General features: G+C 45.1%; 23 protein-coding genes and 1 riboswitch. Of the genes, 14 read left to right on the top strand and 9 right to left on the bottom strand.

Features of this window, described 5'->3' with window-relative positions; translation table 11 throughout:
* Positions 1-17 precede the first annotated feature (17 nt).
* From NYE53_RS16800 to NYE53_RS16790, 3 genes are all read left to right on the top strand, one after another.
* Positions 18-1,835 (top strand): assimilatory sulfite reductase (NADPH) flavoprotein subunit, encoded by a 1,818-nt coding sequence (locus NYE53_RS16800; RefSeq protein WP_339245756.1) that lies wholly within the window; start codon positions 18-20, stop codon positions 1,833-1,835.
* Positions 1,836-1,860: 25 nt separating this feature from the next.
* Positions 1,861-3,576 (top strand): assimilatory sulfite reductase (NADPH) hemoprotein subunit, encoded by a 1,716-nt coding sequence (gene cysI, locus NYE53_RS16795; RefSeq protein ID WP_339245754.1) that lies wholly within the window; start codon positions 1,861-1,863, stop codon positions 3,574-3,576.
* Positions 3,577-3,830: 254 nt separating this feature from the next.
* Entirely contained in the window at positions 3,831-5,843 is a 2,013-nt protein-coding gene (locus tag NYE53_RS16790; protein ID WP_015714699.1) for a Na+/H+ antiporter, read from the top strand.
* A 43-nt stretch (positions 5,844-5,886) separates the two neighbouring features.
* On the opposite strand, the gene yvgO is transcribed toward NYE53_RS16790, so the two are convergent.
* Positions 5,887-6,372 carry a stress response protein YvgO gene (gene yvgO / locus NYE53_RS16785; protein ID WP_003243913.1) on the bottom strand — a complete coding sequence of 162 codons (486 nt, stop codon included), beginning with the start codon at positions 6,370-6,372 and terminating at the stop codon, positions 5,887-5,889.
* 222 nt (positions 6,373-6,594) lie between these two features.
* Here yvgO and pgoN point away from each other — a divergent pair, with 222 nt between their 5' ends.
* Positions 6,595-7,425 (top strand): glyoxal/methylglyoxal reductase, encoded by an 831-nt coding sequence (pgoN, locus tag NYE53_RS16780; RefSeq protein WP_327841312.1) that lies wholly within the window; start codon positions 6,595-6,597, stop codon positions 7,423-7,425.
* Between the two features lie 29 nt (positions 7,426-7,454).
* On the opposite strand, the gene modB is transcribed toward pgoN, so the two are convergent.
* Positions 7,455-8,147, bottom strand: a complete 693-nt coding sequence (gene modB / locus NYE53_RS16775) for a molybdate ABC transporter permease subunit (RefSeq protein WP_339245753.1) — start codon at positions 8,145-8,147, stop codon at positions 7,455-7,457.
* Positions 8,119-8,901: a molybdate ABC transporter substrate-binding protein gene (modA, locus tag NYE53_RS16770; protein WP_326144439.1), complete on the bottom strand. Its 783-nt coding sequence runs from the start codon at positions 8,899-8,901 to the stop codon at positions 8,119-8,121. The genes modB and modA overlap by 29 nt, the downstream gene beginning before the upstream one ends.
* A gap of 110 nt (positions 8,902-9,011) precedes the next feature.
* On the opposite strand from modA, the gene NYE53_RS16765 reads away from it, so the two are divergent.
* Positions 9,012-9,938 carry a substrate-binding domain-containing protein gene (locus NYE53_RS16765; protein ID WP_339248565.1) on the top strand — a complete coding sequence of 309 codons (927 nt, stop codon included), beginning with the start codon at positions 9,012-9,014 and terminating at the stop codon, positions 9,936-9,938.
* 27 nt (positions 9,939-9,965) lie between these two features.
* Here NYE53_RS16765 and NYE53_RS16760 read toward each other — a convergent pair whose 3' ends face one another.
* Positions 9,966-11,819, bottom strand: a complete 1,854-nt coding sequence (locus tag NYE53_RS16760) for an LTA synthase family protein (RefSeq protein ID WP_339245748.1) — start codon at positions 11,817-11,819, stop codon at positions 9,966-9,968.
* A gap of 99 nt (positions 11,820-11,918) precedes the next feature.
* On the bottom strand, positions 11,919-12,401 hold the full coding sequence (locus NYE53_RS16755; protein WP_017696394.1) for a metal-dependent hydrolase: 483 nt from the start codon (positions 12,399-12,401) through the stop codon (positions 11,919-11,921).
* Positions 12,402-12,567: 166 nt separating this feature from the next.
* Here NYE53_RS16755 and sspJ point away from each other — a divergent pair, with 166 nt between their 5' ends.
* Together sspJ and NYE53_RS16745 are read left to right on the top strand one after the other, a co-directional pair.
* Positions 12,568-12,708: a small acid-soluble spore protein SspJ gene (sspJ, locus tag NYE53_RS16750; RefSeq protein ID WP_003221612.1), complete on the top strand. Its 141-nt coding sequence runs from the start codon at positions 12,568-12,570 to the stop codon at positions 12,706-12,708.
* A gap of 116 nt (positions 12,709-12,824) precedes the next feature.
* A riboswitch (Lysine riboswitch) is annotated at positions 12,825-13,004 on the top strand.
* A 103-nt stretch (positions 13,005-13,107) separates the two neighbouring features.
* Positions 13,108-14,517, top strand: a complete 1,410-nt coding sequence (locus NYE53_RS16745; protein ID WP_003228445.1) for an amino acid permease — start codon at positions 13,108-13,110, stop codon at positions 14,515-14,517.
* Positions 14,518-14,751: 234 nt separating this feature from the next.
* Here NYE53_RS16745 and NYE53_RS16740 read toward each other — a convergent pair whose 3' ends face one another.
* Complete coding sequence (locus NYE53_RS16740; RefSeq protein ID WP_339245744.1) at positions 14,752-15,699, bottom strand: iron-hydroxamate ABC transporter substrate-binding protein; 948 nt, start codon at positions 15,697-15,699, stop codon at positions 14,752-14,754.
* A gap of 205 nt (positions 15,700-15,904) precedes the next feature.
* Here NYE53_RS16740 and NYE53_RS16735 point away from each other — a divergent pair, with 205 nt between their 5' ends.
* The 6 genes from NYE53_RS16735 (at position 15,905) to NYE53_RS16710 (ending at position 22,045) form a co-directional block, all read left to right on the top strand.
* Positions 15,905-16,951, top strand: a complete 1,047-nt coding sequence (locus tag NYE53_RS16735) for an iron ABC transporter permease (protein ID WP_339245742.1) — start codon at positions 15,905-15,907, stop codon at positions 16,949-16,951.
* Positions 16,951-17,961 (top strand): iron ABC transporter permease, encoded by a 1,011-nt coding sequence (locus tag NYE53_RS16730; protein WP_003228452.1) that lies wholly within the window; start codon positions 16,951-16,953, stop codon positions 17,959-17,961. The genes NYE53_RS16735 and NYE53_RS16730 overlap by 1 nt, the downstream gene beginning before the upstream one ends.
* A 15-nt stretch (positions 17,962-17,976) precedes the next feature.
* Positions 17,977-18,786 carry an ABC transporter ATP-binding protein gene (locus NYE53_RS16725; RefSeq protein ID WP_339245739.1) on the top strand — a complete coding sequence of 270 codons (810 nt, stop codon included), beginning with the start codon at positions 17,977-17,979 and terminating at the stop codon, positions 18,784-18,786.
* A 170-nt stretch (positions 18,787-18,956) separates the two neighbouring features.
* Positions 18,957-20,150, top strand: coding sequence for an efflux RND transporter periplasmic adaptor subunit (locus tag NYE53_RS16720; protein ID WP_015251242.1), 1,194 nt, complete (start codon positions 18,957-18,959; stop codon positions 20,148-20,150).
* Positions 20,134-20,823 (top strand): ABC transporter ATP-binding protein, encoded by a 690-nt coding sequence (locus NYE53_RS16715; protein ID WP_003228456.1) that lies wholly within the window; start codon positions 20,134-20,136, stop codon positions 20,821-20,823. Before NYE53_RS16720 ends, NYE53_RS16715 begins: the two co-directional genes overlap by 17 nt.
* Positions 20,816-22,045, top strand: coding sequence for an ABC transporter permease (locus NYE53_RS16710; RefSeq protein ID WP_327828628.1), 1,230 nt, complete (start codon positions 20,816-20,818; stop codon positions 22,043-22,045). Before NYE53_RS16715 ends, NYE53_RS16710 begins: the two co-directional genes overlap by 8 nt.
* Before the next feature lie 33 nt (positions 22,046-22,078).
* Here NYE53_RS16710 and rsiO read toward each other — a convergent pair whose 3' ends face one another.
* The 3 genes from rsiO to NYE53_RS16695 all read right to left on the bottom strand — a co-directional run bounded on the left by rsiO (position 22,079) and on the right by NYE53_RS16695 (position 23,975).
* On the bottom strand, positions 22,079-22,489 hold the full coding sequence (gene rsiO / locus NYE53_RS16705) for an acid stress-sensitive anti sigma factor RsiO (protein WP_063334645.1): 411 nt from the start codon (positions 22,487-22,489) through the stop codon (positions 22,079-22,081).
* A gap of 56 nt (positions 22,490-22,545) precedes the next feature.
* Entirely contained in the window at positions 22,546-23,703 is a 1,158-nt protein-coding gene (oxdC, locus tag NYE53_RS16700) for an oxalate decarboxylase (protein WP_014477958.1), read from the bottom strand.
* 119 nt (positions 23,704-23,822) lie between these two features.
* Positions 23,823-23,975: a YvrJ family protein gene (locus NYE53_RS16695; protein ID WP_003244090.1), complete on the bottom strand. Its 153-nt coding sequence runs from the start codon at positions 23,973-23,975 to the stop codon at positions 23,823-23,825.
* A gap of 201 nt (positions 23,976-24,176) precedes the next feature.
* Here NYE53_RS16695 and sigO point away from each other — a divergent pair, with 201 nt between their 5' ends.
* Positions 24,177-24,707, top strand: coding sequence for an RNA polymerase sigma factor SigO (gene sigO, locus NYE53_RS16690; protein ID WP_014477957.1), 531 nt, complete (start codon positions 24,177-24,179; stop codon positions 24,705-24,707).
* Position 24,708 lies beyond the last annotated feature (1 nt).

The following is a 24,708-nucleotide window of genomic DNA, read 5'->3' as shown; positions in this document are numbered from 1 at the left end:
TTTGTGAGGTGGATACGTTGCAACTTCAGGTAATGAACAGTCCGTTTAATCAGGAGCAGGCAGAGCTCCTTAACCGCCTTCTGCCGACCTTGACCGAATCCCAGAAAATCTGGCTGAGCGGATATTTATCCGCTCAATCTGTTTCCGCCCAAGAAACTGCGGGTGCGCCGGCGGCAGCTGTGTCTGCGGAAGCACCGGCACCGGCCGTTTCAAAAGAAGTGACCGTTCTTTATGGTTCACAGACGGGAAACGCACAGGGGCTTGCAGAAAATGCCGGCAAGCAGCTTGAACAGAGCGGTTTTCAAGTGACCGTCTCATCCATGAGCGATTTTAAGCCGAATCAGCTGAAGAAAGTAAACAATCTTTTAATCGTCGTCAGTACGCATGGTGAAGGCGAGCCGCCTGATAACGCGCTGTCGTTTCACGAATTTCTGCACGGAAGACGGGCGCCTAAGCTTGAAGACCTGCGCTTTTCCGTTTTGGCGCTTGGTGACAGTTCGTACGAATTTTTCTGCCAGACAGGGAAAGAATTTGATCAGCGCTTAGAAGAACTCGGCGGAAAACGGATTTCTCCGCGCGTTGATTGCGATCTTGACTATGATGAGCCGGCAGCCGAATGGCTTGAGGGTGTATTGAAGGGATTAAATGAAGCTGGGGGCGGAAGCGCCGCGCCTGCGCCGGCGGCTGCGTCTCAAACCGGTGAGTCTTCGTATTCCAGAACAAACCCGTTTCGGGCTGAAGTGCTAGAAAATTTAAATTTAAACGGCAGAGGATCAAATAAAGAAACACGCCATGTGGAGTTGTCTCTTGAAGGATCTGGCCTGATTTACGAGCCTGGTGACAGCCTCGGCGTCTATCCGGAAAACGATCCGGAACTTGTCGAGCTGCTCCTTAAGGAAATGAATTGGGACCCGGAAGAAATTGTGACGCTTAATAAGCAAGGTGATGTCCGTCCGCTGAAAGAAGCGCTGATTTCTCACTATGAGATTACCGTTCTCACAAAACCGCTTCTTGAACAGGCAGCCCAGCTGACAGGGAACGACGAGCTTAGAGAGCTTTTAGCCCCGGGAAATGAGGAGAATGTAAAAGCCTATATTGAAGGGCGCGATTTGCTTGATCTCGTCCGTGACTATGGCCCATTTAGTGTATCTGCGCAGGAGTTTGTCTCGATTTTGCGAAAAATGCCTGCCCGCCTTTATTCGATTGCAAGCAGTTTATCCGCAAATCCGGATGAAGTGCATGTAACAATCGGCGCAGTCCGCTACGATGCGCACGGCCGTGAACGAAAAGGCGTCTGCTCGATTTTGTGCGCGGAACGTCTGCAGCCGGGAGACACACTGCCGATTTATGTACAGCACAATCAAAACTTTAAGCTTCCGAAAGACCCTGAAACACCGATTATCATGGTGGGCCCTGGGACAGGCGTCGCACCTTTCCGTTCCTTTATGCAGGAGCGTGAGGAGACGGGAGCGGAAGGAAAGGCATGGATGTTCTTTGGTGATCAGCACTTTGTCACGGATTTCCTTTACCAGACAGAGTGGCAGAATTGGCTCAAAGACGGTGTGCTGACAAAAATGGATGTGGCGTTCTCACGTGATACGGAAGAAAAAGTATATGTGCAGCACCGCATGCTCGAACACAGCGCAGAATTGTTTGAATGGCTTCAAGAAGGAGCGGCTGTTTACATTTGCGGAGATGAAAAGCACATGGCGCATGACGTCCATAACACATTGCTTGAAATTATCGAAAAAGAAGGCAATATGAGCCGCGAAGAAGCGGAGGCTTATCTTGCCGATATGCAGCAGCAAAAACGCTATCAGCGTGATGTATATTGATTTGACTTGAAAGGAGTTTTTCAACATGGTGACCAAAATTTTAAAAGCACCGGACGGCTCTCCAAGTGATGTTGAACGCATTAAAAGAGAAAGTGATTATTTGCGCGGCACGCTGAAAGAAGTGATGCTCGATCGAATCAGTGCCGGAATTCCGGATGATGACAACCGCCTGATGAAACACCACGGCAGTTATTTGCAGGATGACCGCGACCTCCGAAATGAACGCCAAAAGCAGAAGCTTGAGCCCGCATATCAGTTCATGCTGCGCGTGCGTATGCCAGGGGGCGTCTCGACACCTGAACAATGGCTTGTCATGGATGACCTGTCCCAGAAATACGGGAACGGCACATTAAAATTGACGACACGTGAAACGTTCCAAATGCACGGGATTCTGAAATGGAACATGAAGAAAACCATTCAGACGATCCACTCAGCACTTTTGGATACGATCGCAGCCTGCGGAGACGTAAACCGTAACGTCATGTGTGCATCAAACCCTTATCAATCTGAAATCCACTCAGAGGTATACGAGTGGTCTAAAAAATTAAGTGATGATCTGCTGCCGCGGACGAGAGCCTATCATGAAATTTGGCTTGATGAGGAAAGAGTTGCCGGCACGCCGGAGGAAGAAGTCGAGCCAATGTACGGACCGCTCTATCTGCCCCGGAAGTTTAAAATCGGTATTGCCGTTCCGCCGTCTAATGATATTGACGTCTTTTCACAAGATCTCGGATTCATTGCGATTGTCGAGGATGGCAAGCTGATCGGTTTTAACGTGGCAATCGGCGGCGGTATGGGAATGACGCATGGCGATACTGCGACATATCCGCAATTAGCCAAGGTGATCGGATTCTGCCGGCCTGAGCAAATGTATGACGTTGCTGAAAAAACGATTACGATTCAGCGTGATTACGGTAACCGTTCTGTCCGTAAAAATGCGCGGTTCAAATACACAGTTGACCGCCTAGGTTTAGAAAACGTAATAGAAGAATTGGAAAACCGTCTCGGCTGGAGCCTGGAAGCAGCGAAGCCGTATCATTTCGATCATAACGGCGACCGCTACGGCTGGGTGGAAGGCATCAAGGATAAATGGCATTTCACGCTGTTTGTCGAAGGCGGCCGTATAACGGATTACGATGATTATAAGCTGATGACTGGCTTGCGGGAAATCGCCAAAGTTCATACAGGTGAGTTCCGGCTGACAGCCAATCAGAACTTAATGATTGCGAACGTTTCAAGCGATAAAAAAGAAGAAATCAGTGCTTTAATTGAACAGTACGGACTAACTGACGGCAAGCACTATTCAGCACTTCGCCGCAGCTCGATGGCATGCGTCGCTCTTCCGACCTGCGGATTGGCAATGGCCGAAGCAGAACGTTATTTGCCGACCCTGTTAGATAAGATTGAAGAGATTATTGACGAAAACGGCCTTCGTGATCAGGAAATCACCATTCGCATGACAGGGTGTCCGAACGGCTGTGCACGTCATGCACTCGGTGAGATCGGATTTATCGGAAAGGCGCCGGGCAAATATAATATGTATCTTGGCGCTGCGTTTGACGGAAGCCGTTTAAGCAAAATGTACCTTGAAAACATCGGTGAAGCAGACATTTTAAGCGAGCTGCGCATCCTTCTTTCCCGCTATGCGAAAGAACGTGAGGAAGGCGAGCATTTCGGTGACTTTGTCATCCGCGCGGGCATTATCAAAGCAACAACTGACGGTACGAATTTTCATGATTGAGAAAGAAAGATGAGAGACAGGGAGTAGCTTCCTGTCTCTTTTTTCTGTAATTTGCTCTGCTGCAAAAAAGTTCACTGTGAGCATATCATGAGAAAAAATACCCTAAAAAGGGTACTATAAAAGAAGACAAGTGTGGAGAGAACTCCTGCGAAACCACATAGCGGATGCAAGGCCACCCTAGCTCAAGGGCTTTTAGACAAACAGATTTTTTGGCTCATCATGCCGACACACAACAGACGAAGGAGGTCATGCATTTGGACATATTTTTAGTTGTGCTCGTATTATTAACGATTATTGCGATTTCTAATATCGTGAACCGGTTTATTCCGTTTATTCCGGTGCCGCTGATTCAAGTGGCTCTTGGGATTCTTGCCGCCTCATTTCCACAGGGACTTCATTTTGAATTAAACACCGAATTGTTTTTTGTTCTGTTTATCGCGCCTCTGCTATTTAATGATGGAAAGAGGACACCGCGGGCAGAGCTTTGGAATTTAAGGGCTCCGATTTTATTGCTTGCACTCGGCCTTGTATTTGCGACTGTGATTGTAGGCGGCTACACGATTCACTGGATGATTCCTGCTATTCCGCTGGCAGCGGCCTTTGGACTTGCGGCCATTCTTTCACCGACTGATGTCGTCGCTGTCAGCGCATTATCAGGAAGAGTGAAAATGCCAAAAGGGATTCTTCGCCTGCTGGAAGGTGAGGGGCTGATGAATGACGCATCAGGTCTGGTGGCCTTTAAGTTTGCGATTGCAGCGGCAGTGACTGGTGCATTTTCATTAGCACAAGCGGCTGTCAGCTTTGTCTTTATTTCTCTCGGAGGCTTGCTGTGCGGGGTTGTCATTTCATTTTTGATTATTCGTTTTCGCCTATTTCTGCGCCGCCTTGGCATGCAGGATGTCACGATGCATATGCTGATTCAAATTCTGACGCCGTTTGTGATTTATTTGGCAGCTGAAGAAATCGGCGTTTCCGGCATTTTAGCAGTTGTGGCTGGCGGTATTACCCATGCGGTTGAACAGGATCGTCTGGAATCTACGATGATCAAGCTGCAAATCGTCTCCTCAAGTACGTGGAACATTATTTTATTTATTTTGAACGGCCTGGTCTTCGTTATTCTCGGCACGCAAATCCCTGATGTTATTTCTGTTATCTTTAACGACACTGCCATCAGCAACATGAAGGTGATCGGCTATATCCTAGTCATCACATTTACGTTAATGCTCCTGAGATTCCTGTGGGTGCTGTTCTTCTGGAACGGCAAATGGTTCTTTAATAAAGATCAGAACATCTATAAACCGGGTCTTCGTTCGACGCTGTTAATTTCGATTTCCGGTGTGCGTGGAGCAGTAACGCTTGCAGGTTCTTTTTCCATTCCGTATTTCCTGGAGGACGGCACGCCGTTTCCGGAAAGAAATCTGATTCTCTTTTTAGCAGCCGGCGTCATTTTATGCACGCTTGTCATTGCTACCGTTGTGCTGCCGATTCTGACTGAAAAAGAAGAAGAGGACGAGGAACGAAACAAGAAGCTGCTGACGGCGAGACGCAAATTGATCAAAACAGCCCTTCAAACGATTAAAGAGGACATGAATGAGACAAACAAAACGGCCTCTCTTGCGGTGATAGCTGAATACAATGAGAAAATGAAAAATCTTCGTTTTCAGCAGTATACATCGTCTAATCGCATCAAAAAGCACGAGCGTAAAGTCCGTGCCCAAGGGGTTAAGGCAGAGCAAGAGGCGCTGATGAAAATGCTGGAGCGGGGAGACATCCCGGAAGAAACAGCAAATGTGCTGCAAGAACGATTTAACGAGTTGGAAATTTTGTATGCGAACCCGTTTAAAGTCGGATTATCAAAAACAAGGCTCAAGAGGCTGATGTATTGGATTTTCTTCGGTGAACATAAAAAGCCGGAGATGTCGATTTTAAATGAAGCGGGATTGATACGGGCAACAAGAGTGAAAACGGCAAAAGCAGCGATAGAATATCTGGAAAAACACAAGACGGAAGAGCATAAAGAAGTGTTTTTATCTGTCATTACATTCTATAAACAGTTAATTTTCAGGCTGGAGCACAGCCATCATGAGCTGAAATCAAGCGCCCATTTTGAAAATCAGAAGCTGGAAGTGAAGCTGAAGGCTGTACAGGCGATCAGAAATGAAATTCAAACACTTTTCGAGGAAAGAGAAATTTCCCGGGACATCTCCCATGAGCTTCGCCAATACATTAATGATGTCGAAGCCGCCATGCTTGAAGGCGGCGAATAAATGCAGCAAAAAAGCTGGCGTTAGAGCGCCAGCTTTTTTTATATTAAGGGCGATGAAATGCGACAGTGCTGCCATCCCGGTCGAACCAGCCTCTGAAGGCCCAGTTGATCCAGCCGCCATCGCCTTTGTTTGTAAAGGTTCCGTCTTCAAATACCCAAATGCCATACGTAATGCCGTCGTAAACGGCTGAGCCGTAAAATTGCACACCGTTCAAATGATCTTCATATTCCTGGCTTAAATTAAAGACCATGACGTTATATTTTTGGCCGGACGCGTAGAAGGAAGACTCCATGAGGTTTTTCACAAAGCCATCCCTATTCTGTGCGGATTTGATGGCATCAGCGATCTGGTTGGCAATTCCAAGTACATCCAGGTTGACGTTTAAACCTACATCAGCGGCAGTTGTTCCAGCAGTAGTTGTCTGCGACATCTTCGGAGCAGGATTTTCTTCAGCGGAAGCAAAGGACAAAGGGGCAATTGTCAAAGCGGCACCAAGAGCAAGTGTCATTGGGATACGAATACGTTTCAAGTTGTTTCCTCCTTTGTTTTCATTTGGTTACACTAAACGCATACCCTGCCCAATGTATTTGTAATCTCAATATTGTTAAAATAGGAAAAAAATAGTGTTTGGATTTGCCTGTTATGTGAAAAAAGAAGCAAAAAGAGGGTCTTAAGCGTATTATTGGTATCGGCTGAGAGGAATGTGAGATAATATAGACGCTTACATTTCAGTGAAAGGGTGGATGTTCAAGTGCCAACAAGTTTAAAAGATACTGTAAAGTTACATAACGGAGTTGAAATGCCTTGGTTCGGTCTGGGTGTTTTTAAAGTAGAAAATGGTAATGAAGCGACTGAATCAGTGAAAGCGGCAATTAAAAATGGCTATCGCAGCATTGATACAGCAGCGATCTACAAAAATGAAGAAGGCGTTGGCATCGGGATTAAAGAATCCGGTGTGGCAAGAGAAGAGCTCTTCATCACATCAAAAGTGTGGAATGAAGATCAAGGCTACGAAACAACGCTTGCTGCCTTTGAAAAAAGCCTGGAAAGATTGCAGCTTGATTACTTAGATTTATATTTGATCCATTGGCCTGGCAAAGATAAATTTAAAGATACATGGCGCGCGCTTGAAAAGCTGTACAAAGATGGCAAAATCCGCGCGATCGGCGTCAGCAACTTCCAAGTTCATCATTTAGAAGAGCTGTTGAAAGATGCTGAAATCAAACCGATGGTGAACCAAGTTGAATTTCACCCTCGTTTGACGCAAAAAGAATTAAGAGATTACTGCAAAGCGCAAGGCATTCAGCTGGAAGCGTGGTCTCCGCTCATGCAGGGACAGCTTTTGGATAACGAAGTGCTGACACAGATTGCTGAAAAACACAATAAATCTGTGGCTCAAGTGATTTTGCGCTGGGATCTGCAGCATGAAGTTGTAACCATTCCAAAATCCATTAAAGAACACCGTATCATTGAAAACGCTGATATTTTTGATTTCGAATTGTCTCAAGAAGACATGGACAAAATTGACGCATTAAACAAAGATGAGCGTGTCGGCCCAAATCCTGATGAGCTTCTGTTTTAATCAAAAAACTCCCCGTTACGGGGAGTTTTTTAGTGCGTTTTTTTCTGTTGAATGAAAAACAGCATCAAAAAGGAAATGACAACAATACAGACGACCCACGCCCAAGCCAGAGTATTGTTGCCGGAATCCAATGCGACATATATCGCCGTCGGCAGTGTTTGCGTAACACCGGGGATGTTTCCTGCAAACATGAGTGTTGCGCCAAATTCTCCGAGCGCCCGCGCAAGGCAGAGGATGCTTCCGGTCAGTAACGAAGGATAGGCAAGCGGGACGGAGATATGGATAAACACTTTCCATCTGCTAGCGCCGTCTACCATTGCCGCACCTTGTATATCGGGATCAATGTCAGCAAATCCGGTTTTGGCTGATTGATACATAAGCGGAAAGGCTACAACAGCCGAGGCGATCACAGCGGCCCACCAGGTGAAAATGACAGGCTGCCGGAAGATCCACTCGATGGCTTGTCCGATGAAGCTGTGCTTTCCAAAAATGACGATCAAAATAAAACCGACAACAGTAGGCGGAAGAACGAGCGGAAGCATAAAACATGTTTCGAGTGCCGTTTTTCCGAAAAATGATGCCCGTGACATCCATGCTCCAGCAAGTGTTCCGAGAATAATGACAACAATTCCGGCAACTGCTGCCACCTGAAAGGAAAGCACAACGGGTGTGAAAAATTCTGAAGCGCTTATGCTACTCGGCAGTAAAGCCATATTTCTCAAATACTTTCATTGCTTCATCAGATTGCAGGTATTCGTAAAATTCCTTCGCTTCCTTACGGTGTTTTGTATCTTTTACGATTCCTAACGGATAGACAATTGGGCTGTGTGTATCTGCTTTTGCCTCGTCGATAATGTTGACCTTTTTCGAGACCAGGGCATCTGTTTTATAAACAACACCTGCGTCTACATTGCCGGTTTCAACATAAGAAAGAACTTGGCGAACGTCTTTTCCATACACAATTTTATCCTTCACTTTGTCCCATAAAGACAGCTTTGTCAGTGATTCTTTCCCATAAGCTCCTGCCGGTACGGATTCCGGAGTGCCAAGGGCGATTTTTTCTGATTCAGCCAGATTGCTGAAGCTTGTCACAGGTGAATCCCCGTTTTTCGGTACGACCAGCACAATTTCATTACCGACTAAATCAGTGCTGTCTTTTTTTGCGATATCTCCATCATCCACCAGCTTTTTAAATTTATCCTCAGCAGCTGAGAAGAACAGATCTGCTCCTGCTCCTTGAGAAATCTGTTTTTGCAAGGCGCCGGATGAGCCATAGTTATCTTGGATGGTAATATTTTGATGCTCTTTTTCATAATTTTTTTGGATTTCCTCAAGTGCATCCTGCGCGCTGGCGGCAGCTGAGATGGTTAACGTTACTTTTTTCTCGCTGTCCGTTGAAGACTGGTTTGAAGAACAGCCTGCTGCAAGGAGAAAAGCAGTTAAGGCTGCGATGAAAATAGAATACTTCTTAAACATGATTGCACCCCTTATCATTAGATATAACTAATTATAACTGATTATGTTTGGTTTATGTGGGTTTTTTTACATTCGGCGAAAAGGTATAATAAAATAGGAGAGTGATGATGATGAATGAAACCTCTTCCTATACGATAGAAGAAGTTGCAGGTCTGCTGAAGGTATCAAAGCTGACCGTTTATGATTTGATTAAAAAAGGCGTGCTGCCTGCTTATCGTGTCGGAAGGCAGATGCGTGTGGATGAAGAAGATTTAAAGCAATATAAAACGAATATGAGAATGTATCAGCCCATCGCTGCAACAGAAGCGCCGAAACAGGTGCAGGAGGCTGAGCCGGACGGCAGACCGAATGTCATGATCAGCGGACAGGACATTTCGATGGATCTTCTCAGCAAGCATTTGGAGAATGCCATTCAGGAGACGCCGCTCCGTAAATACAAAGGAAGCTTAAACAGCCTGATTGATATGTATCAAGGCAAGTGTGACATTGTCAGCCTCCATTTGTACGATGCTGAAACGGGCCAGTATAACACTCCTTATGTAAAACGGATTTTGACAGGTGAACCGTTTTGTCTCATCAATGTCGTTCTCCGCAAAGCAGGACTGTATGTGAAAAAAGGGAATCCGAAAAACATTCAAGGCTGGAAAGACTTGAAAAGAGCCGATATCCGGATCATCAACAGGGAAAAGGGTTCTGGCGCAAGGGTGCTCCTTGATGAACAGCTTGGCTTGCTTGGTGTGAATCCAGCTGATGTAGTGGGATATAGCGATATCGTGACTGATCATTACGCTGCCGCTTCACAAGTTTCAAGCGGACAGGCTGACGCGGGAATCGGGGCGCAACACGCGGCACATATGGGTCGTGTTGATTTTATCCCGCTCATCGACGAACAATATGATATCGTTGTTTTGAAAAAACATGAGCAACTGCTGAAAGTCGTGAAGGAGATTTTGAATTCTGAGGACTACAAGGCGAATTTGTCTCATTTAAACGGCTATGAAACGAAGCTGACTGGCAAGGTGATGTTGGAAACGTAAAAAATCCCTCTTGATAGAGGGATTTTTTTATTCGGAAAACCTGAGCAGGTCACCATTTAAAATTTTATCAGAGAGAGAAAGTTCTTCGTTTGCTTTCTCCTTGTAATGGAGGCACGCATCCTGATCTTCCAGCACTTTACCTGTTTTTTGGCTATAGCACGTGTTCTTTGTGTATATATAATCGTTCGTAATAAAGCTGCCGTTTCGCAGAACGGCGAATGGAGTGCGGTCGCTGGACAGCAAATCATTGCCGAATTGGATATCGCCTTTTGTCTCAACGCCGAGCAAATGCATCAGCGTCGGCCTGACGTCGACCTGTCCCCCGGCATCAGGGATGGTTTCCGGCTTTTGATCGGTGATTCCCGGGATATGTATGATAAACGGCACCCGCTGGAGCTGAACGTTGTCATACGGTGTGATTTCACCTTTCCCTAAAAACTCAGCCATTGCTTCGTTATGGGCTTCAGAAATGCCGTAATGATCTCCCATAAATACGATCATCGAATTTTCGTATAAGCCTTCGTCCTTCAGTTTTTTGATAAAATGCTTCAATGCTTCATCCTCATAGCGAACCGTGGTCACATAGCGGTTTAACAGATCACTGCTTGAATCGAATTCATCTATCAGCTGATCCTTTTCATCAATCTCAAACGGAAAATGATTCGTTAACGTGATAAAACTGCTGTAGAACGGCTGCGGCAGGCTTTTCAGCTTTTCGGCGGACTGCTCTAAAAATTCTTTGTCTTTTAAGCCCCAGCTTGTCGATGTCCCGGGAGTGACATGAAAATCATCAACATCAAAAAAGCGGTCAATGCCAAATGTATCGTACATGACATCTCTGTTCCAAAATGTTTTATGGTTAGCATGAAAGACGGCTGAATAATAATCGTGCTGCTTCAGCGATTTATACATCGTATGAAATTGATGGTCGCTTTTCGTGAAAAAGACGGCGCCACTAAGGGAAGGATACAGTGAGTTAGCGACGATAAATTCTGAATCTGATGTTTTGCCTTGTTCTGTTTGCTGATAGAAATGATCAAAGGAATAGCTTTTTTTAATGAGATCATTCATAAATGGGGTAATTTCTTTTCCATTTACTTTTTCATTCAGAACAAAGCTTTGGGTCGATTCAAGTGTTACAAAGATGACATTGCGCCCCTTTGCAAGACCGAATTTGCTTTGATCAGGCTTGCTGTAATCAGCCTCTGTGTAGTTTTTAATGGCAGTTATACTGTCTTCATCGGCAAAAGCTTTCGCGCTGATATTAACAGTCTGAGAAATTGTATCGTAAATATGGAACTGAAACAGGCCGATGCTTTTGACTAGCATTTCCCGGTCAAAAGAATGTGCCAAAAGCTTCGGCTGCTGTACTTCTGCAAGTGCCAGTGTGCATAAAAGCATGCCGCAGGAAGCTGCATAGTACCGTTTGATCGTGCGGGGAGCGGCTTTTGTCTGTGGGTGTTTGGTTTTTCTGGCGAACAGCAGCAGAAAAACCAAATCCACAAACAGGGCGATAAACAGAGGATGGAACAATTCTTTTACACTGCTGCCCATATCGCTCATGTTGCTGGCCTGAAATAAAACCGGAATGGTAATAAAATCGATATAAAAGCCGTAAAAAATCGTATTAGAGATCAAGATAACAGTCAGAACCAAATTGGCAATCAGCAAAAAAGCCCGCTGCTTGTTTCCTTTCAGAAGCAGGCCGATCCCGAATAAAGGAAGAATAAAGCTGAGCGGGTTGACCAGCAGCATTAGCTCCTCCAACAGAGTATCGATTTGCAAATCAAAGCCGAGTTTATATATCACATACGTTTTGATCCACATAAATAAGATCGAAAAACATAAAAACCGCTGATTGTGAAAAAAGGTTCCTTTCATCAATATGACTCCTCACGTTTTCTTGATCATCTGCATGAAATGCTTCTTAAGTAAAACCTACTAAAAACAGCCGGTTCAGACAAGTCTCAGCACTCATGTTTAAAACATGCGCCCATGAAACAGCATATAAAAGTAGTAACATGAAGCAAGGGTCAGGCCGGCTAGCACGAGCTGCTCAGAAAAACTGCCTGTCTTCATATATAATGGAAGCCGAACGCGGATCGTTGAAGGGAATAATAATTTGATTCCGTTCACCGTCCAAGCGTCAAGAATCAAGTGGCTCGCCATTCCGATCATCAGGCCGGCTGATATGTTTTTATCTGGAATGTATGTAGAAGTGATAAAAAACATGATGAGCATAAACAGCAAGCTGTGTGTAAAGGTGCGATGGCCAAAAACGGAGCTGACCACTTTCGATAAAATAGGAAATCTTCTCCCGATTTTGCTTTGTGTGTGGCAGATATCGGGTATTAATGCTCCAACCGCGCCTGACGCAGCCATAAGCACTGGATCAAATCCATAATAATAAGCCGCTGCCGTACAAGAAGCGATGCCTCCCATGATGTGTGTTTTTCCTGTCATTTGCCGCTTCTCCTTTTATCTTTTGCAAAAAATCTCTGAATTACAAATATATCAAGAGAATGTATGTTTGATCAACAGGACTTTGGACGATAAAAAATATCCCGCATAATTTTTCATGAAAGAGGCATCTTAAACATGTACCTATTTTTTAAAAGAGGTGATACGAATGGGTTTCTTTAATAAAGATAAAGGAAAACGTTCCGAAAAAGAAAAAAACGTAATCCAAGGAGCTCTTGAAGATGCTGGTTCAGCTCTAAAAGATGATCCGCTTCAAGAAGCTGTGCAAAAAAAGAAAAATAATCGATAACCACATGCGGATAGAGCTTGGCTCTATCCGTATTTTCCATCTGTTCCCTTTGACAGATCATCCTTTCTTTGATAACCTTCTGGGAGTAACTGAATAATTAAATCCTCACTCTTTCTCAGTGAGGTAGAGGTTGCGCGGATGATAAGTCACACATGCCAGGCTGACAGGAGCTGTTAAACATGTGTAAAAGGCATCAGCGCCGAAGTGTGGAGAAAGCCGATCCTTCTCTATGCTGGGACTGTATCTGAATAAGTGCAGGACTGCCGCGTGCTTTTTCGCGGAGGGCTATCCGGAGATCAAGGGTGTGTGTTTCTTTAAGCATGGACTTTTGTTCAGGCTTTTTTTGCGTTTATATGATCTCGGGGTCTGGTCCGTACAAAGAATCATGGAGGTACTGGAATGGAACAGACAAAAAAATGGGGTTTTTGGTTATTAACGGCGTTTGTCGTTGGAAATATGGTTGGATCAGGAATTTTCTCCTTGCCGAGCTCGCTTGCTTCAATTGCGAGTCCGTTTGGAGCTACGTCCGCCTGGCTTTTGACAGGTGCCGGCGTGCTGATGATTGCACTTGTGTTCGGACACTTGTCCATTCGCAAGCCTGAACTGACAGCGGGACCGCAAAGTTATGCAAGAGCGCTGTTTTCTGACCCGAAAAAAGGCAACGCTGCCGGTTTCACAATGGTGTGGGGCTACTGGGTGGCGAGCTGGATCAGTAACGTGGCGATCATCACAAGTCTCGCCGGTTACTTGACTTCGTTCTTCCCGATCTTGGTTGATAAACGTGAGATGTTTTCGATCGGCGGGCAAGAGGTGACACTCGGCCAATTACTGACGTTTGCCGTATGTACGATCTTGTTATGGGGAACGCACGCGATTCTTGTTGCCAGCATTAACGGCGCAAGTAAATTAAACTTTGTCACAACGCTTTCTAAAGTATTAGGTTTTGTCTTCTTTATCGTTGCCGGTTTATTTGTGTTTCAAACGGCATTATTCGGTCATTTTTATTTCCCGGTTCAAGGAGAAAACGGCACAAGCATTGGAATTGGCGGCCAGGTTCATAACGCCGCGATTTCTACACTGTGGGCGTTTGTCGGAATTGAATCCGCGGTGATCCTGTCCGGCCGTGCGCGCTCTCAGCGTGATGTGAAACGTGCGACAATTACCGGCTTGCTGATTGCCTTGAGCATATATATTATTGTGACTTTGATTACGATGGGTGTTCTGCCGCATGATAAGCTTGTCGGCTCTGAAAAACCATTTGTTGATGTACTCTATGCGATTGTTGGAAACGCGGGAAGCGTGATTATGGCGCTTTTGGCTATCCTTTGTTTATTTGGAACGATGCTCGGCTGGATTTTGCTTGGCTCTGAGGTGCCATACCAAGCAGCTAAAGCAGGAGATTTCCCGGCATTTTTTGCAAAAACGAATAAAAAGGGAAGTCCGGTCATTGCACTCATTATTACAAACGTCATGTCACAGGTCTTCATTTTCTCGGTTATTTCCCGGACAATAAGTGACGCATTTACATTTTTAACGACAGCGGCTACACTCGCATATTTAATTCCGTATCTGGTATCTGCAATCTACAGCTTGAAGGTAGTCATCAAAGGTGAAACGTATGACCAGCTGAAAGGCTCCCGTGTAAGAGACGGATTGATCGCAATACTGGCGTGTGCATACTCCGTGTTTGTTATCGTAACAGGCACAGCAGATTTAACGACATTTATCCTCGGCATCGGTTTATTCTTTGTCGGCTTGATCGTTTATCCATTTGTGAGTAAAAAGTTCCAGAAAGAAAAACAAGCATAATGAAAAGACACCTGATTTGCTCAGGTGTCTTTTTTATAAAATCACAATTTCTCCTGTTAGGAATCCGTTCGTTAAATATGCAAAAAACGTTTTTCAGTCTCTCCAGCATAAAAAAACTGATCGCGATGAGGATGCAGCTTAATATGAATGGCTCAAAGAAAATATCCGATATGATTCAAATTGAGCCGTTCCCTATAAATAAGCAAAAGAGCCGCGGGCAGGCGGCTCTTTTGTTTATTTAGTCAAGCTTTCCGTAATATACTCCAGTTGTCCTTCTAATGAAATCGGGTCTGTGAAATAGAAGCCAATCGGATCAATCTTGTATACATGGCCATTTTTAACGGCATTCAGGTTCTTCCAAATGGAGCTGTCAAATACGCCGCCATCATCACCGCCTGATTGCCATGGGCCCGCGAAAATGTAATCCCCGGCGAAGTCAGGGAGCTTCTCTAATGAAATACTTGTATAACCTGGCCCCTGGTCAATGGCTTTTTCTTTTGTCAGCTTTGTAGCCTGCAGGCCGAGGTCTTTGTAAATGATGCTTCCGCCTCTTCCAAAGTCTTTACCGAATACGTAAATGTCTTTTCCGTTCGTTTGCATAATGGAAATGGTTTTGTCACCGACCGCTTTTTTGATTTTTGTTTTAGCGGCCGCAACTTTTTTATTCCACTCGGCCAGCCATTTTTCAGCTTTATCTTCAGTTCCCGTCATTTTTGCAAATTCTTTCAGCTGTTCGATGTTGTCGAGCTTATCGTACTTTACTGCGACAGTCGGCGCAATTTTTTCAAGCTTTTTAATATCAGCGCCCTGTGTTGTCCAGACGATAATCAGGTCAGGATTCAAATCAATAACCTTTTCAACCGAAGTGCCGTCTCCGATGTTTTCGACGCCGTCGGTTTTTCCTTTGTAGTAAGGGTTTTTAAATACATTCTCAGGCGCGCCGACAACATTGATGCCGAGTGTTTTGAAGTAGCCGTAATAGCCGTCTGCCATGACAACCACCCGTTTAGGATGCTTCGGGATTTTTACATTTCCGTTTTCAGCCTTGTATGTAAAGGTTCCTGCGCCTTTTGAATCAGAGGCAGAACCTTTGCTTTCTGAGTTATTCCCGCAGGCTGCCAGCGCTGCAATCAATAACAGGGCAAAAAACGCGGCTCCGAGTTTCTTGTATATATGGGTCATATCTCATACCTTCTTTCTAAAAAATAGATGAAAAAGAGAATCATTATCATCTGTGATTATACCACTGCAAGTGCCGGTTGACACGATATTTTTGCAAATGCATTTTCATTTTTGTTCAAAACACTCTATTAAATCAGCTGAAAAAAGTGATATACTGAAACAGCAATTGATAATCATTATCAGTAACAGAAAGGAAGTACGGCAGTTGAGTCAACATAAAAATATACAGACTGCATCAGAAGAAATCCAATGGACGTCAAGGACATATGGCGCGGTCATCGTCCTTATTGCAGGTCTATGCCTGCTTTGCCTTGGCGCATTTTTATCCATATCCCTCGGTGCAGCGGATATTCATTTGCGCACTGTATGGGACGCCATTTTTCATTATCAGCCGACAAAGACATCTCACCAAATTATACATGATCTTCGGCTGCCGAGAACGGTGGCTGCCGCGCTTGTAGGCGCATTGTTGGCAGTGTCGGGAGCAATCATGCAGGGGATGACGAGAAACCCATTGGCAGAGCCTTCGATTATGGGTGTGACATCAGGCTCTGCGTTTGCTGTTTCGATTGCGTTTGCCTTTTTTCCCGGACTTTCTGCAATTGGGCTTGTGCTATGGTCCTTTGCGGGAGCGGGGCTGGGGGCATCGACGGTAATGGGCATCGGCATGTTTTCAAGGGGCGGACTTACGCCTGTAAAGCTTGCTCTGGCGGGTACGGCAGTTACTTATTTCTTTACCGGCATTTCAACTGCCATTGCAATCCGCTTTGATGTCGCTCAGGATATCAGCTTTTGGTACGCAGGCGGGGTAGCGGGTGTGAAATGGTCAGGGGTCCAGCTTTTGCTTATTGCAGGGGCTGTCGGTTTAACGCTCGCGTTTTTCATCGCGCGGTCTGTGACAGTGTTAAGTCTCGGTGACGATCTGGCAAAAGGGCTTGGACAATATACATCAGCGGTGAAACTGGTTGGCATGCTTATTGTAGTAATTCTGACCGGAGCTGCGGTTTCCATTGCCGGCACCATTGCATTTATCGGGCTGATCATTCCGCATATTACCCGTTTTTTGGTCGGTGTGGATTATCGGTGGATCATTCCTTGCTCGGCGGTGCTCGGTGCTGTTTTGCTTGTTTTTGCTGACATAGCGGCCAGACTCGTAAATGCGCCCTTTGAAACGCCTGTCGGCGCGCTGACTTCTCTGATCGGCGTTCCCTTTTTCTTTTATTTGGCACGTCGTGAAAGGAGAGGGCTGTAATGAAAACAAAAACAAACAAACCGCTCGTTGTAATGGCTGTGACCTTTTTGCTCATCGTGGTGGTCTTTTTTATCAGTCTCAATTTGGGCGTTATCAAAATTGCACCGCTTAAAACGCTTCAGGTCTTTTTCGGCCAAGGAACGGCGCGTGATGAACTTGTCTTATTTGAGTTCAGGCTGCCTCGGATCATCCTTTCTTTGCTTGTTGGAGCAGGGATCTCCGTAGCTGGAGCCATTTTGCAAAGCGTGTCTCAAAATGAACTTGCCGAGCCTGGTATTCTCGGAATTAACGCCGGCGGTTCACTTGCTGTAGTGCTTTTTATATACTTTTTTCAAGGGTCAGCTTCAGATCTAAGCTTTTTCGGAACATTTATGCTGCCGTTCAGTGCTTTGGCAGGAGCAATCCTCGCTGCGTTTCTCATTTATATTCTGGCATGGAAAAAAGGCGTGACACCGATTCGGCTGATTTTAGTCGGCATAGGGGTGAATGCCGGATTCAATGCCCTGTTGCTGATTTTTCAGCTCAAGATGGACCCTCATGATTTTATGCAAGCCGCGGTTTGGATATCCGGCTCAATATGGGGGGCGAACTGGAATATGATCTGGGCGATTCTCCCTTGGATTGTGATCTTGCTTCTGTTTACTTTATATAAGGCGCGCTATTTGAACATTATGCAGCTCGGAGACCAATTGGCGACCGGGCTGGGCACCGCTGTTGAAAAGGAAAGACGGATTCTTCTTCTGGCAGCGGTCACTCTTGCCGCTTCATGCGTGGCAGCTGCGGGGGGCATTGCGTTTCTCGGATTGATCGCGCCGCATGTGGCTAGAAGGCTGACCGGTCCACGTCACCAGACGCTGATACCGGTCTCCGCCTTCATCGGCTCATTCCTGTTTTTGCTTGCTGATACGCTGGCGAGAAATGTATTGGCACCATCAGAAATTCCGGTCGGACTTGTCATTTCCGTGCTAGGTGCGCCTTACTTTATTTATTTATTGATGAAAGCGAATTAGAGGAGGGGGCCGAATATGAATTCATTATCAACGGAACAGCTTGGAATAGGTTATGGCGACAGGGTGATTGTAGAGGATTTAAATATATCGATTCCTAAAGGGAAAATTACCACCTTAATTGGCCCGAACGGCTGCGGGAAATCAACGATTTTAAAAACAATGTCCAGAATTATGCGTTCACATGCAGGTGCCGTCTATTTAAACGGCAAAGCGATTCATAAAATGTCTACAAAGGACATTGCGAAAGATATGGCGATTCTTCCACAGACACCTGAAGCGCCGAGCGGCCTAACAGTGCACGAATTGGTGTCGTACGGCAGGTTTCCGCATCAATCAGGATTCGGCAGATTAAATGACGAAGACCGCCGGATTATCAAATGGGCGCTTGAAGAAACAGGCATGGCTGAATATGCTGAACGGCCGATTGAGGCATTGTCAGGCGGACAGCGTCAACGCGTGTGGATTGCCATGGCGCTTGCGCAAGGGACGGAACTGCTTCTGCTGGATGAACCTACAACGTATCTTGATCTTGCACATCAGCTTGAAATTCTGCAGCTGCTTGACAGACTCAACAAAGAGCAAGGGCGGACGATTTTAATGGTCATTCATGATCTTAACCATGCAGCTCGTTTTTCTCATTATATGATCGTGCTCAAAAAAGGCACGGTCATCAAGGAAGGAACTGCTCTAGAGGTCATGACACCAGACATTTTGAAGCAAGTATTTCAGATCGATGCCGAAATCATGACTGATCCCCGTACAAATAAACCTGTATGCTTGACATATGACTTGATTAAAAATGAAAAAGAGCTAGTTACTGTATGAAAAAATCCCGGTTCGAAGCCGGGATTTTTTTTATTCGGCTTTGAAAATACAATTTTTCTATTTGATTCCGTCATTTCAATAAAAGGATTGCAAGTCTTTTTGAATTAATAGATAATATTGGTTAGAATGTTTCGAAAATATTACATAGTTTACAGAAAGAGGAGATCGTTGTGTCCAAGAAGAAAAAATGGCTTATTGGCGGTGCGATATGTGCCGGTGTGCTTGTATTGGCTGGGATCGGCGCTGGCGGTTTTTACTTTTTTACCCACATGAACCAAGTTGCCGTATCATCGGAGCCCTATGCTGAATCGGTCGCGGTATACATGGGAGGAGATTCAGAATCAGGCCAAACGTTTTCTGGAAAGGTTGAACCTGAGAAACAGCAGAAAGTATACATAGATTCAGAAAAAGGCAGCATTAAAAAAACATACGTCAAAGAAGGCGATCAGGTTAAAAAGGGCGATAAGCTTTTTGAGTATGAGGGCGAGGATCATTCTGATGAAGTGGAGCAAGCCAATTTGCAAATTGAAATGACAAATCTGCAAATCAACCGTTTGCAAAAATCAATAACGGAAACGGAAAAGAAGCTGAAAGTTGCAGGAAAAGAAGAGAAAACCCAGCTTCAAGATGAACTTGACCAAGCCAATTTCGATTTGAAAACAAGCCAGCTTGAACTGAAGCAGCATCAAAAAGAACTGGCTGGCCTGACGAAAAACAAAGGTTCCAATGTCATTACAAGCAAGCATGACGGAATCGTTCAAAGCGTCAATCAGGATATCGCTGACGGTGCAACAGGTGACCAGGCAGCAGGCCCGTATATCCAGATTGTTTCGACGGGCAAATATCTGGTCAAAAGCCAAATCAATGAGCTGTTAATGGACACGATCAAAAAAGGCAGCAAAGTCAGGGTCACGCTGAAAACAGGCGGTGAGGGCGAGTGGAAAGGAAAGGTCACCTCGATCGGCAAGCTTCCAGCGGGAGCAGGCGAGGGTGAAGAATCAGAAAGCTTTGCTGATGAAGAAATGAATCCCCAGTCCTCTAACTATCCTTTCACCATTTTATTAGACAGCCATAAAGGTCTTGAAGTCGGCTATCATGTCAACATCGAAGTGATGAGTGATAATGCTGATGCGGATACGATCAAGCTGCCGTCCGACATGGTCATTCAGGATGACGGCGAACCGTACGTATGGAAAGCTGATGAGAATCAGAAAGCGGTTAAGCAGCCTGTTGAAATCGGAGAGACTGATGAAAATGACATGGTGGAAATTAAGAGCGGCCTGACGCCGGAAGATTATGTGATCTATCCTGATCCCGCGGTCAAGGAAGGAAAGCAGGTTACAGTCAATGCTGACACTGAATAATATTTCGAAGTCGTACAAGCTGGGAAAAGAAGAAGTTCCAATCTTGAAACATATCAATCTGACTGTTCAGGCGGGGGAGTTTTTAGCTATTATGGGGCCTTCAGGTTCTGGAAAGTCAACGTTAATGAATATTATCGGCTGTTTGGACAGGCCAACCTCAGGAACCTATATGCTTGACCAGATCGATATATTGAAAGGGAAAGACGGGGCTTTAGCCGAAATTCGCAATGAATCAATCGGGTTTGTGTTTCAAACTTTTCATTTGCTGCCGCGTCTCACCGCGCTGCAAAATGTCGAGCTGCCGATGATCTACAATAAAGTGAAGAAAAAAGAGAGAAGGCAACGGGCATATGAAGCGCTGGAAAAGGTCGGATTAAAAGACAGGGTCTCCTACAAACCGCCTAAGCTGTCCGGCGGCCAAAAGCAGCGGGTGGCGATAGCGAGGGCCCTTGTCAATCAGCCGAGGTTTATTTTAGCTGATGAACCGACCGGGGCGCTTGATACCAAATCAAGTGAACAAATTTTGTCACTGTTTTCTGAACTGCATCGGGAAGGCAAGACCATTATTATGATAACCCACGACCCGGACGTCGCCAAAAAAGCTGACAGAACCGTTTTTATCAGAGACGGAGAGCTGGTATTAGATGAGAGAGGGGATATCAGCCATGCTTGAACATATTCGAATCTCCTTTCAATCCATTTTTTCTCATAAATTAAGATCGATTCTGACAATGCTCGGCGTGATTATCGGCATAGCGGCAATCATCGCGATTGTTTCAATGCTGAAGGGCCAAAGTGAGCAATTAAAGCAAAGTATGATCGGCATGGGAAACAACGCCATCAATGTTGTCTACCAGCCGTCTGGCGGAGAAGAGGAGAGCGGCGGCCCTCAGGTGTCGTATGCGTCCGCGCCGCCTGTAGCGGAAGAAACAGTAAAGGCGATCAAATCAGATCCGATGGTCAAAGGATTATCCTTATATTACTTGTCAGAAGGCGCGAGCGTTTTTCATTTAACAAACGTTTCGTATCCCCAAGTGTATGGAGTGGACGATGATTACTTCGACATGTTTCCAATCCGAATAACCGAAGGGAGAAAGCTGACGGAAAATGATTTAAACAGCACACACCAAGTGGTGATGATCAATGAAGCTGTCAGAGATGAACTGTTTCCAGACGGAGAAGCTCTGCATAAAAGCATTGAGATGAATGGTGTGCCGTTTAAGGTCGTGGGTGTTTTTAAAGAAAAAAATCAACAGGAAAGCATGTTTGAAGGCGACTACGCAAACCCGGTTTTGTACGTGCCGAAAAAAGTGTGGCCGCTTATTGAAGGATTTGACGCGCCAACACAGATTGCCGTGCAGGCCGATTCTTCTGAGCATATCCAAGCAGCGGGTGTAATGGCTGCAGATCTTTTAAATCAGGGACTTTCAGAAGCTGAGCTGGAAAAAGCAGAGTACAGTGTAATGGATCTTCAGGAGATCGCGCAGGAAGTGGAGTCCTTTAATCAGTCATTTGCATTGCTGCTTGGCGGGATCGCCAGTATTTCACTTTTGGTGGGCGGTATCGGCGTCATGAACATTATGCTCGTTTCCGTAACGGAGCGCACGAGGGAAATCGGGATTAAGAAAGCGCTCGGTGCTAAGCGGCGTGTGATTTTATTTCAATTTTTAACCGAGGCTGTCGTGCTGACAAGCATAGGCGGAATACTCGGTGTGCTGGCGGGCTTCGGCATCGCCAAGCTGCTGACGGTCATTTTTCCGATGCCTTTTATCGTCTCTATTCCAGCTGTTGTCGGAGCACTCATCTTTTCAATGGCAGTCGGGATTATCTTCGGCTTGCTTCCATCCATCAAGGCATCTAAGCTTCAGCCTGTAGACGCGCTGCGCTATGAATAAAAAGAACGCATCCAATTGGAATGCGTTCTTTTTTTAGCTGGGAAGAGCCGAGTTGCATTTGTCTAAAATCAAAAAAGCGGCTGCAACAATCATTTCTTCTGTGGTGGACAGCCAGATGTCGCTGATCAATTGGTCTGTTGTATGAGCAGTCATCCACAAAAACAGCAGCTGTACGATGCCAGCAAGGAGAATGAATAAACGTTTTCCTGTCTTGAAAAATGTAAAGCTATGTATCATCAGCCGTTCAAATGGTTCAAAGCATAATCCGAGAACAAGGAATACCACGGCAAAAAGCAGGACATGAGCTGCTGAGCGGTAGCTCGTTCCCGCTAAAGAAAACAATATATAGATGACAGCAAAATAGGTCAACACCACTGCTGCTGCGGCTAGCAAATACTTTATGGAGAGCCGCAATAAGCGTTTTGAAGGGTTTTGATGTTTCACTGGTTCAGCTCCTTATGAAGGCTTGCAGAGAACGAGTGCTCTCTGCAAGCCGCATTTTATTTACTGCATTTCTTTTTCACTACTGGGTGCTTTTCTTTTGAAAGCACATCAGTAAAGTCTTTGCCCAAGTCAAGGTGCGCTTGAACAAATGTTTCAGGAAGCATGGCAAGCCATTGGTTTAAAGATACATCAGCATAATGGTCGTCTTTGAAGATTTCTAAAAAGACAAGCGGTTCATCCCCGATATTTTCAACGTAATGACCCATTGCAAATGGTACATACCCGACATCCCCGGCTTGGTAATTAAATGTTCTGGCATGGCCGTCAGATGCAAAAACGGTCATTCTAGCTTTACCGGAGATGTAGTATTGCCATTCGTGGGTATTCGGATGCCAGTGCAGTTCTCTCATGGCGCCGGGTTCTACTGTTACGAGCGCTGATGCGATGGTTTTAGACACTTTGAAGTTTGTCGAATCTGCAATGTATACTTTTCCTCCCTCAGATTCGATCGGCTCTTGTTCAAGAAGGCGGTAAGTAAATGGATAAGGCACTTCGCCGTTCGGCCCTTCCACAATATCATCTTTTAAACTGCCAGGGAGTTGGTTTTCAAATATATATTTTTCTTTGCCAGGTAAATTGGCAATCTCTTCTTTTGTCACGCCGAAGTTCGCAGCAATGACTTCTTTTGGAGTGTGGGCAAGCCAATCTGTCAGCTGGAACGTGCTGTTTTCAGAGAATGATCCATCGTCAAACACGAGCAGGAACTCAGCTCCCTCATCCAGCGCTTGGATGGAGTGCGGCAGGCCTGACGGGAAGTACCAAAGGTCTCCTTCACCTACATCGTCAATAAAGCTGCGCCCTTTTTCATCTACAATTGTGACTCTTGCACTTCCGTAAATCATATAAGCCCATTCAGCTTCTTTATGCCAGTGAAGCTCGCGAATCGCACCTGGCTTCAGCCGCATATTTACGGATGCAAGGTTTTCTGAAATCGGCAATTCACGTACTGTCACTTCACGGGCATATCCGCCTTTTTCTAATCGGTTATGAGTATCAGAGAACGAAAACTTCATATTGCTGACGGTGCCATGATCGGTTTCAGGCGGAACGAGCATATCAGGGTTTTGCCGGTCTCTTTCAATATTGCGCGGGATTTTTACCGTTGCTCCTTTGTCTCCTCTAATTGGCTGCGGAATGTCATTTTGTTTTTTCATGAAATGTTTCCTCCTTACATTTAATGTGATAGCAGAAAGAGAAGGTGAAAGGCCTTTCGTTTTCCCTTCTGTTTTGTTAAGTGAAAAAAACCAGTGAAAAGTCAACTTCGATTGAAAAATTATTTTTTTGCATGATCTTTTAGTTCTGTCATTAGTTCTATTAGTTGATCAAACTTCTTTTCGAATCGGGTCAGCAGATACATTGCAATCAGCGCGGGAAACCCCAAATTGCCGATCTGTTTTACAACTTCCTCTATAAAAACCTGATCCATAGGAAAATACCTCCCTTCTTTTTCTGCAGTCATGTATGTAAGTGAAGGAAATCCGATAAAACGTAAACTGCTGCAAAGTATTTTGCAAAACACTAGTCAGAAAGTAGTAGTTTACTTTTTTTTGCTTTCCTTCATTTAATTTAGTAGGGAGGCGGTTTGATGGACTATCAAAGTCTTTTACGGTCAAAATGTAAGGAGATAATGAAGCATCCCATCGTGAAGCATTTTTTGAGCAATCCTCAGCATTACCGTTTGTTCAAAAACGTAATGGAAAGCCCTAACGAAAAAGATGCAAAATCATTGGACGAGCTATTTAAGCAGTTTTATAAAGAAATCCGCATCGTCAAGTATATGAATTCAATGATTCGCATCTTTTCTATTGATTTTGATAAGCGGGTTCGCAAAAATCAAAAACGGTATCCGCTGACGGTTGATCATCCGGAGGCAGGAGATCGGCTTCCTTCCGAAACAGGAAGCGATGCATTTGAAGAATTTTTAGACAGGCAGGATGATTTGAGCCAGCATGTTCAGGATTATCAGCTCTATCAAGCGATTCAGAAGCTGACTGACAAACAAAAAAGTGTGCTGACGAAAGTGTATCTTCACGGTGCCACGATGCAGGAGATTGCAGATTCATTAGGGGAGTCCCGACAAAACATCTCCAACATTCATAAAAAGGGGCTGGAGAATATCAGAAAGCAGCTAGCGGCGCAAAAAAAGGGGGAAAAGTAAG

This window comes from Bacillus sp. FSL R5-0523 (assembly GCF_037975295.1).
Lineage (GTDB): Bacteria > Bacillota > Bacilli > Bacillales > Bacillaceae > Bacillus > Bacillus subtilis.
The sequence above is the reverse complement of the archived record's forward strand: the minus strand, read 5'-3'. Positions and strand labels throughout refer to the sequence as shown.

Coding starts and splice junctions, on each gene's coding strand:
- cysI (WP_339245754.1), top strand. CDS start 1,861: ATGGTGACCAAAATTTTAAAAGCACCGGACGGCTCTCCAAGTGATGTT.
- modA (WP_326144439.1), bottom strand. CDS start 8,901: ATGTTTAAGAAGTATTCTATTTTCATCGCAGCCTTAACTGCTTTTCTC.
- NYE53_RS16765 (WP_339248565.1), top strand. CDS start 9,012: ATGAATGAAACCTCTTCCTATACGATAGAAGAAGTTGCAGGTCTGCTG.
- NYE53_RS16760 (WP_339245748.1), bottom strand. CDS start 11,819: ATGAAAGGAACCTTTTTTCACAATCAGCGGTTTTTATGTTTTTCGATC.
- NYE53_RS16755 (WP_017696394.1), bottom strand. CDS start 12,401: ATGACAGGAAAAACACACATCATGGGAGGCATCGCTTCTTGTACGGCA.
- sspJ (WP_003221612.1), top strand. CDS start 12,568: ATGGGTTTCTTTAATAAAGATAAAGGAAAACGTTCCGAAAAAGAAAAA.
- NYE53_RS16745 (WP_003228445.1), top strand. CDS start 13,108: ATGGAACAGACAAAAAAATGGGGTTTTTGGTTATTAACGGCGTTTGTC.
- NYE53_RS16740 (WP_339245744.1), bottom strand. CDS start 15,699: ATGACCCATATATACAAGAAACTCGGAGCCGCGTTTTTTGCCCTGTTA.
- NYE53_RS16730 (WP_003228452.1), top strand. CDS start 16,951: ATGAAAACAAAAACAAACAAACCGCTCGTTGTAATGGCTGTGACCTTT.
- NYE53_RS16725 (WP_339245739.1), top strand. CDS start 17,977: ATGAATTCATTATCAACGGAACAGCTTGGAATAGGTTATGGCGACAGG.
- NYE53_RS16715 (WP_003228456.1), top strand. CDS start 20,134: ATGCTGACACTGAATAATATTTCGAAGTCGTACAAGCTGGGAAAAGAA.
- NYE53_RS16710 (WP_327828628.1), top strand. CDS start 20,816: ATGCTTGAACATATTCGAATCTCCTTTCAATCCATTTTTTCTCATAAA.
- oxdC (WP_014477958.1), bottom strand. CDS start 23,703: ATGAAAAAACAAAATGACATTCCGCAGCCAATTAGAGGAGACAAAGGA.
- NYE53_RS16695 (WP_003244090.1), bottom strand. CDS start 23,975: ATGGATCAGGTTTTTATAGAGGAAGTTGTAAAACAGATCGGCAATTTG.
- sigO (WP_014477957.1), top strand. CDS start 24,177: ATGAAGCATCCCATCGTGAAGCATTTTTTGAGCAATCCTCAGCATTAC.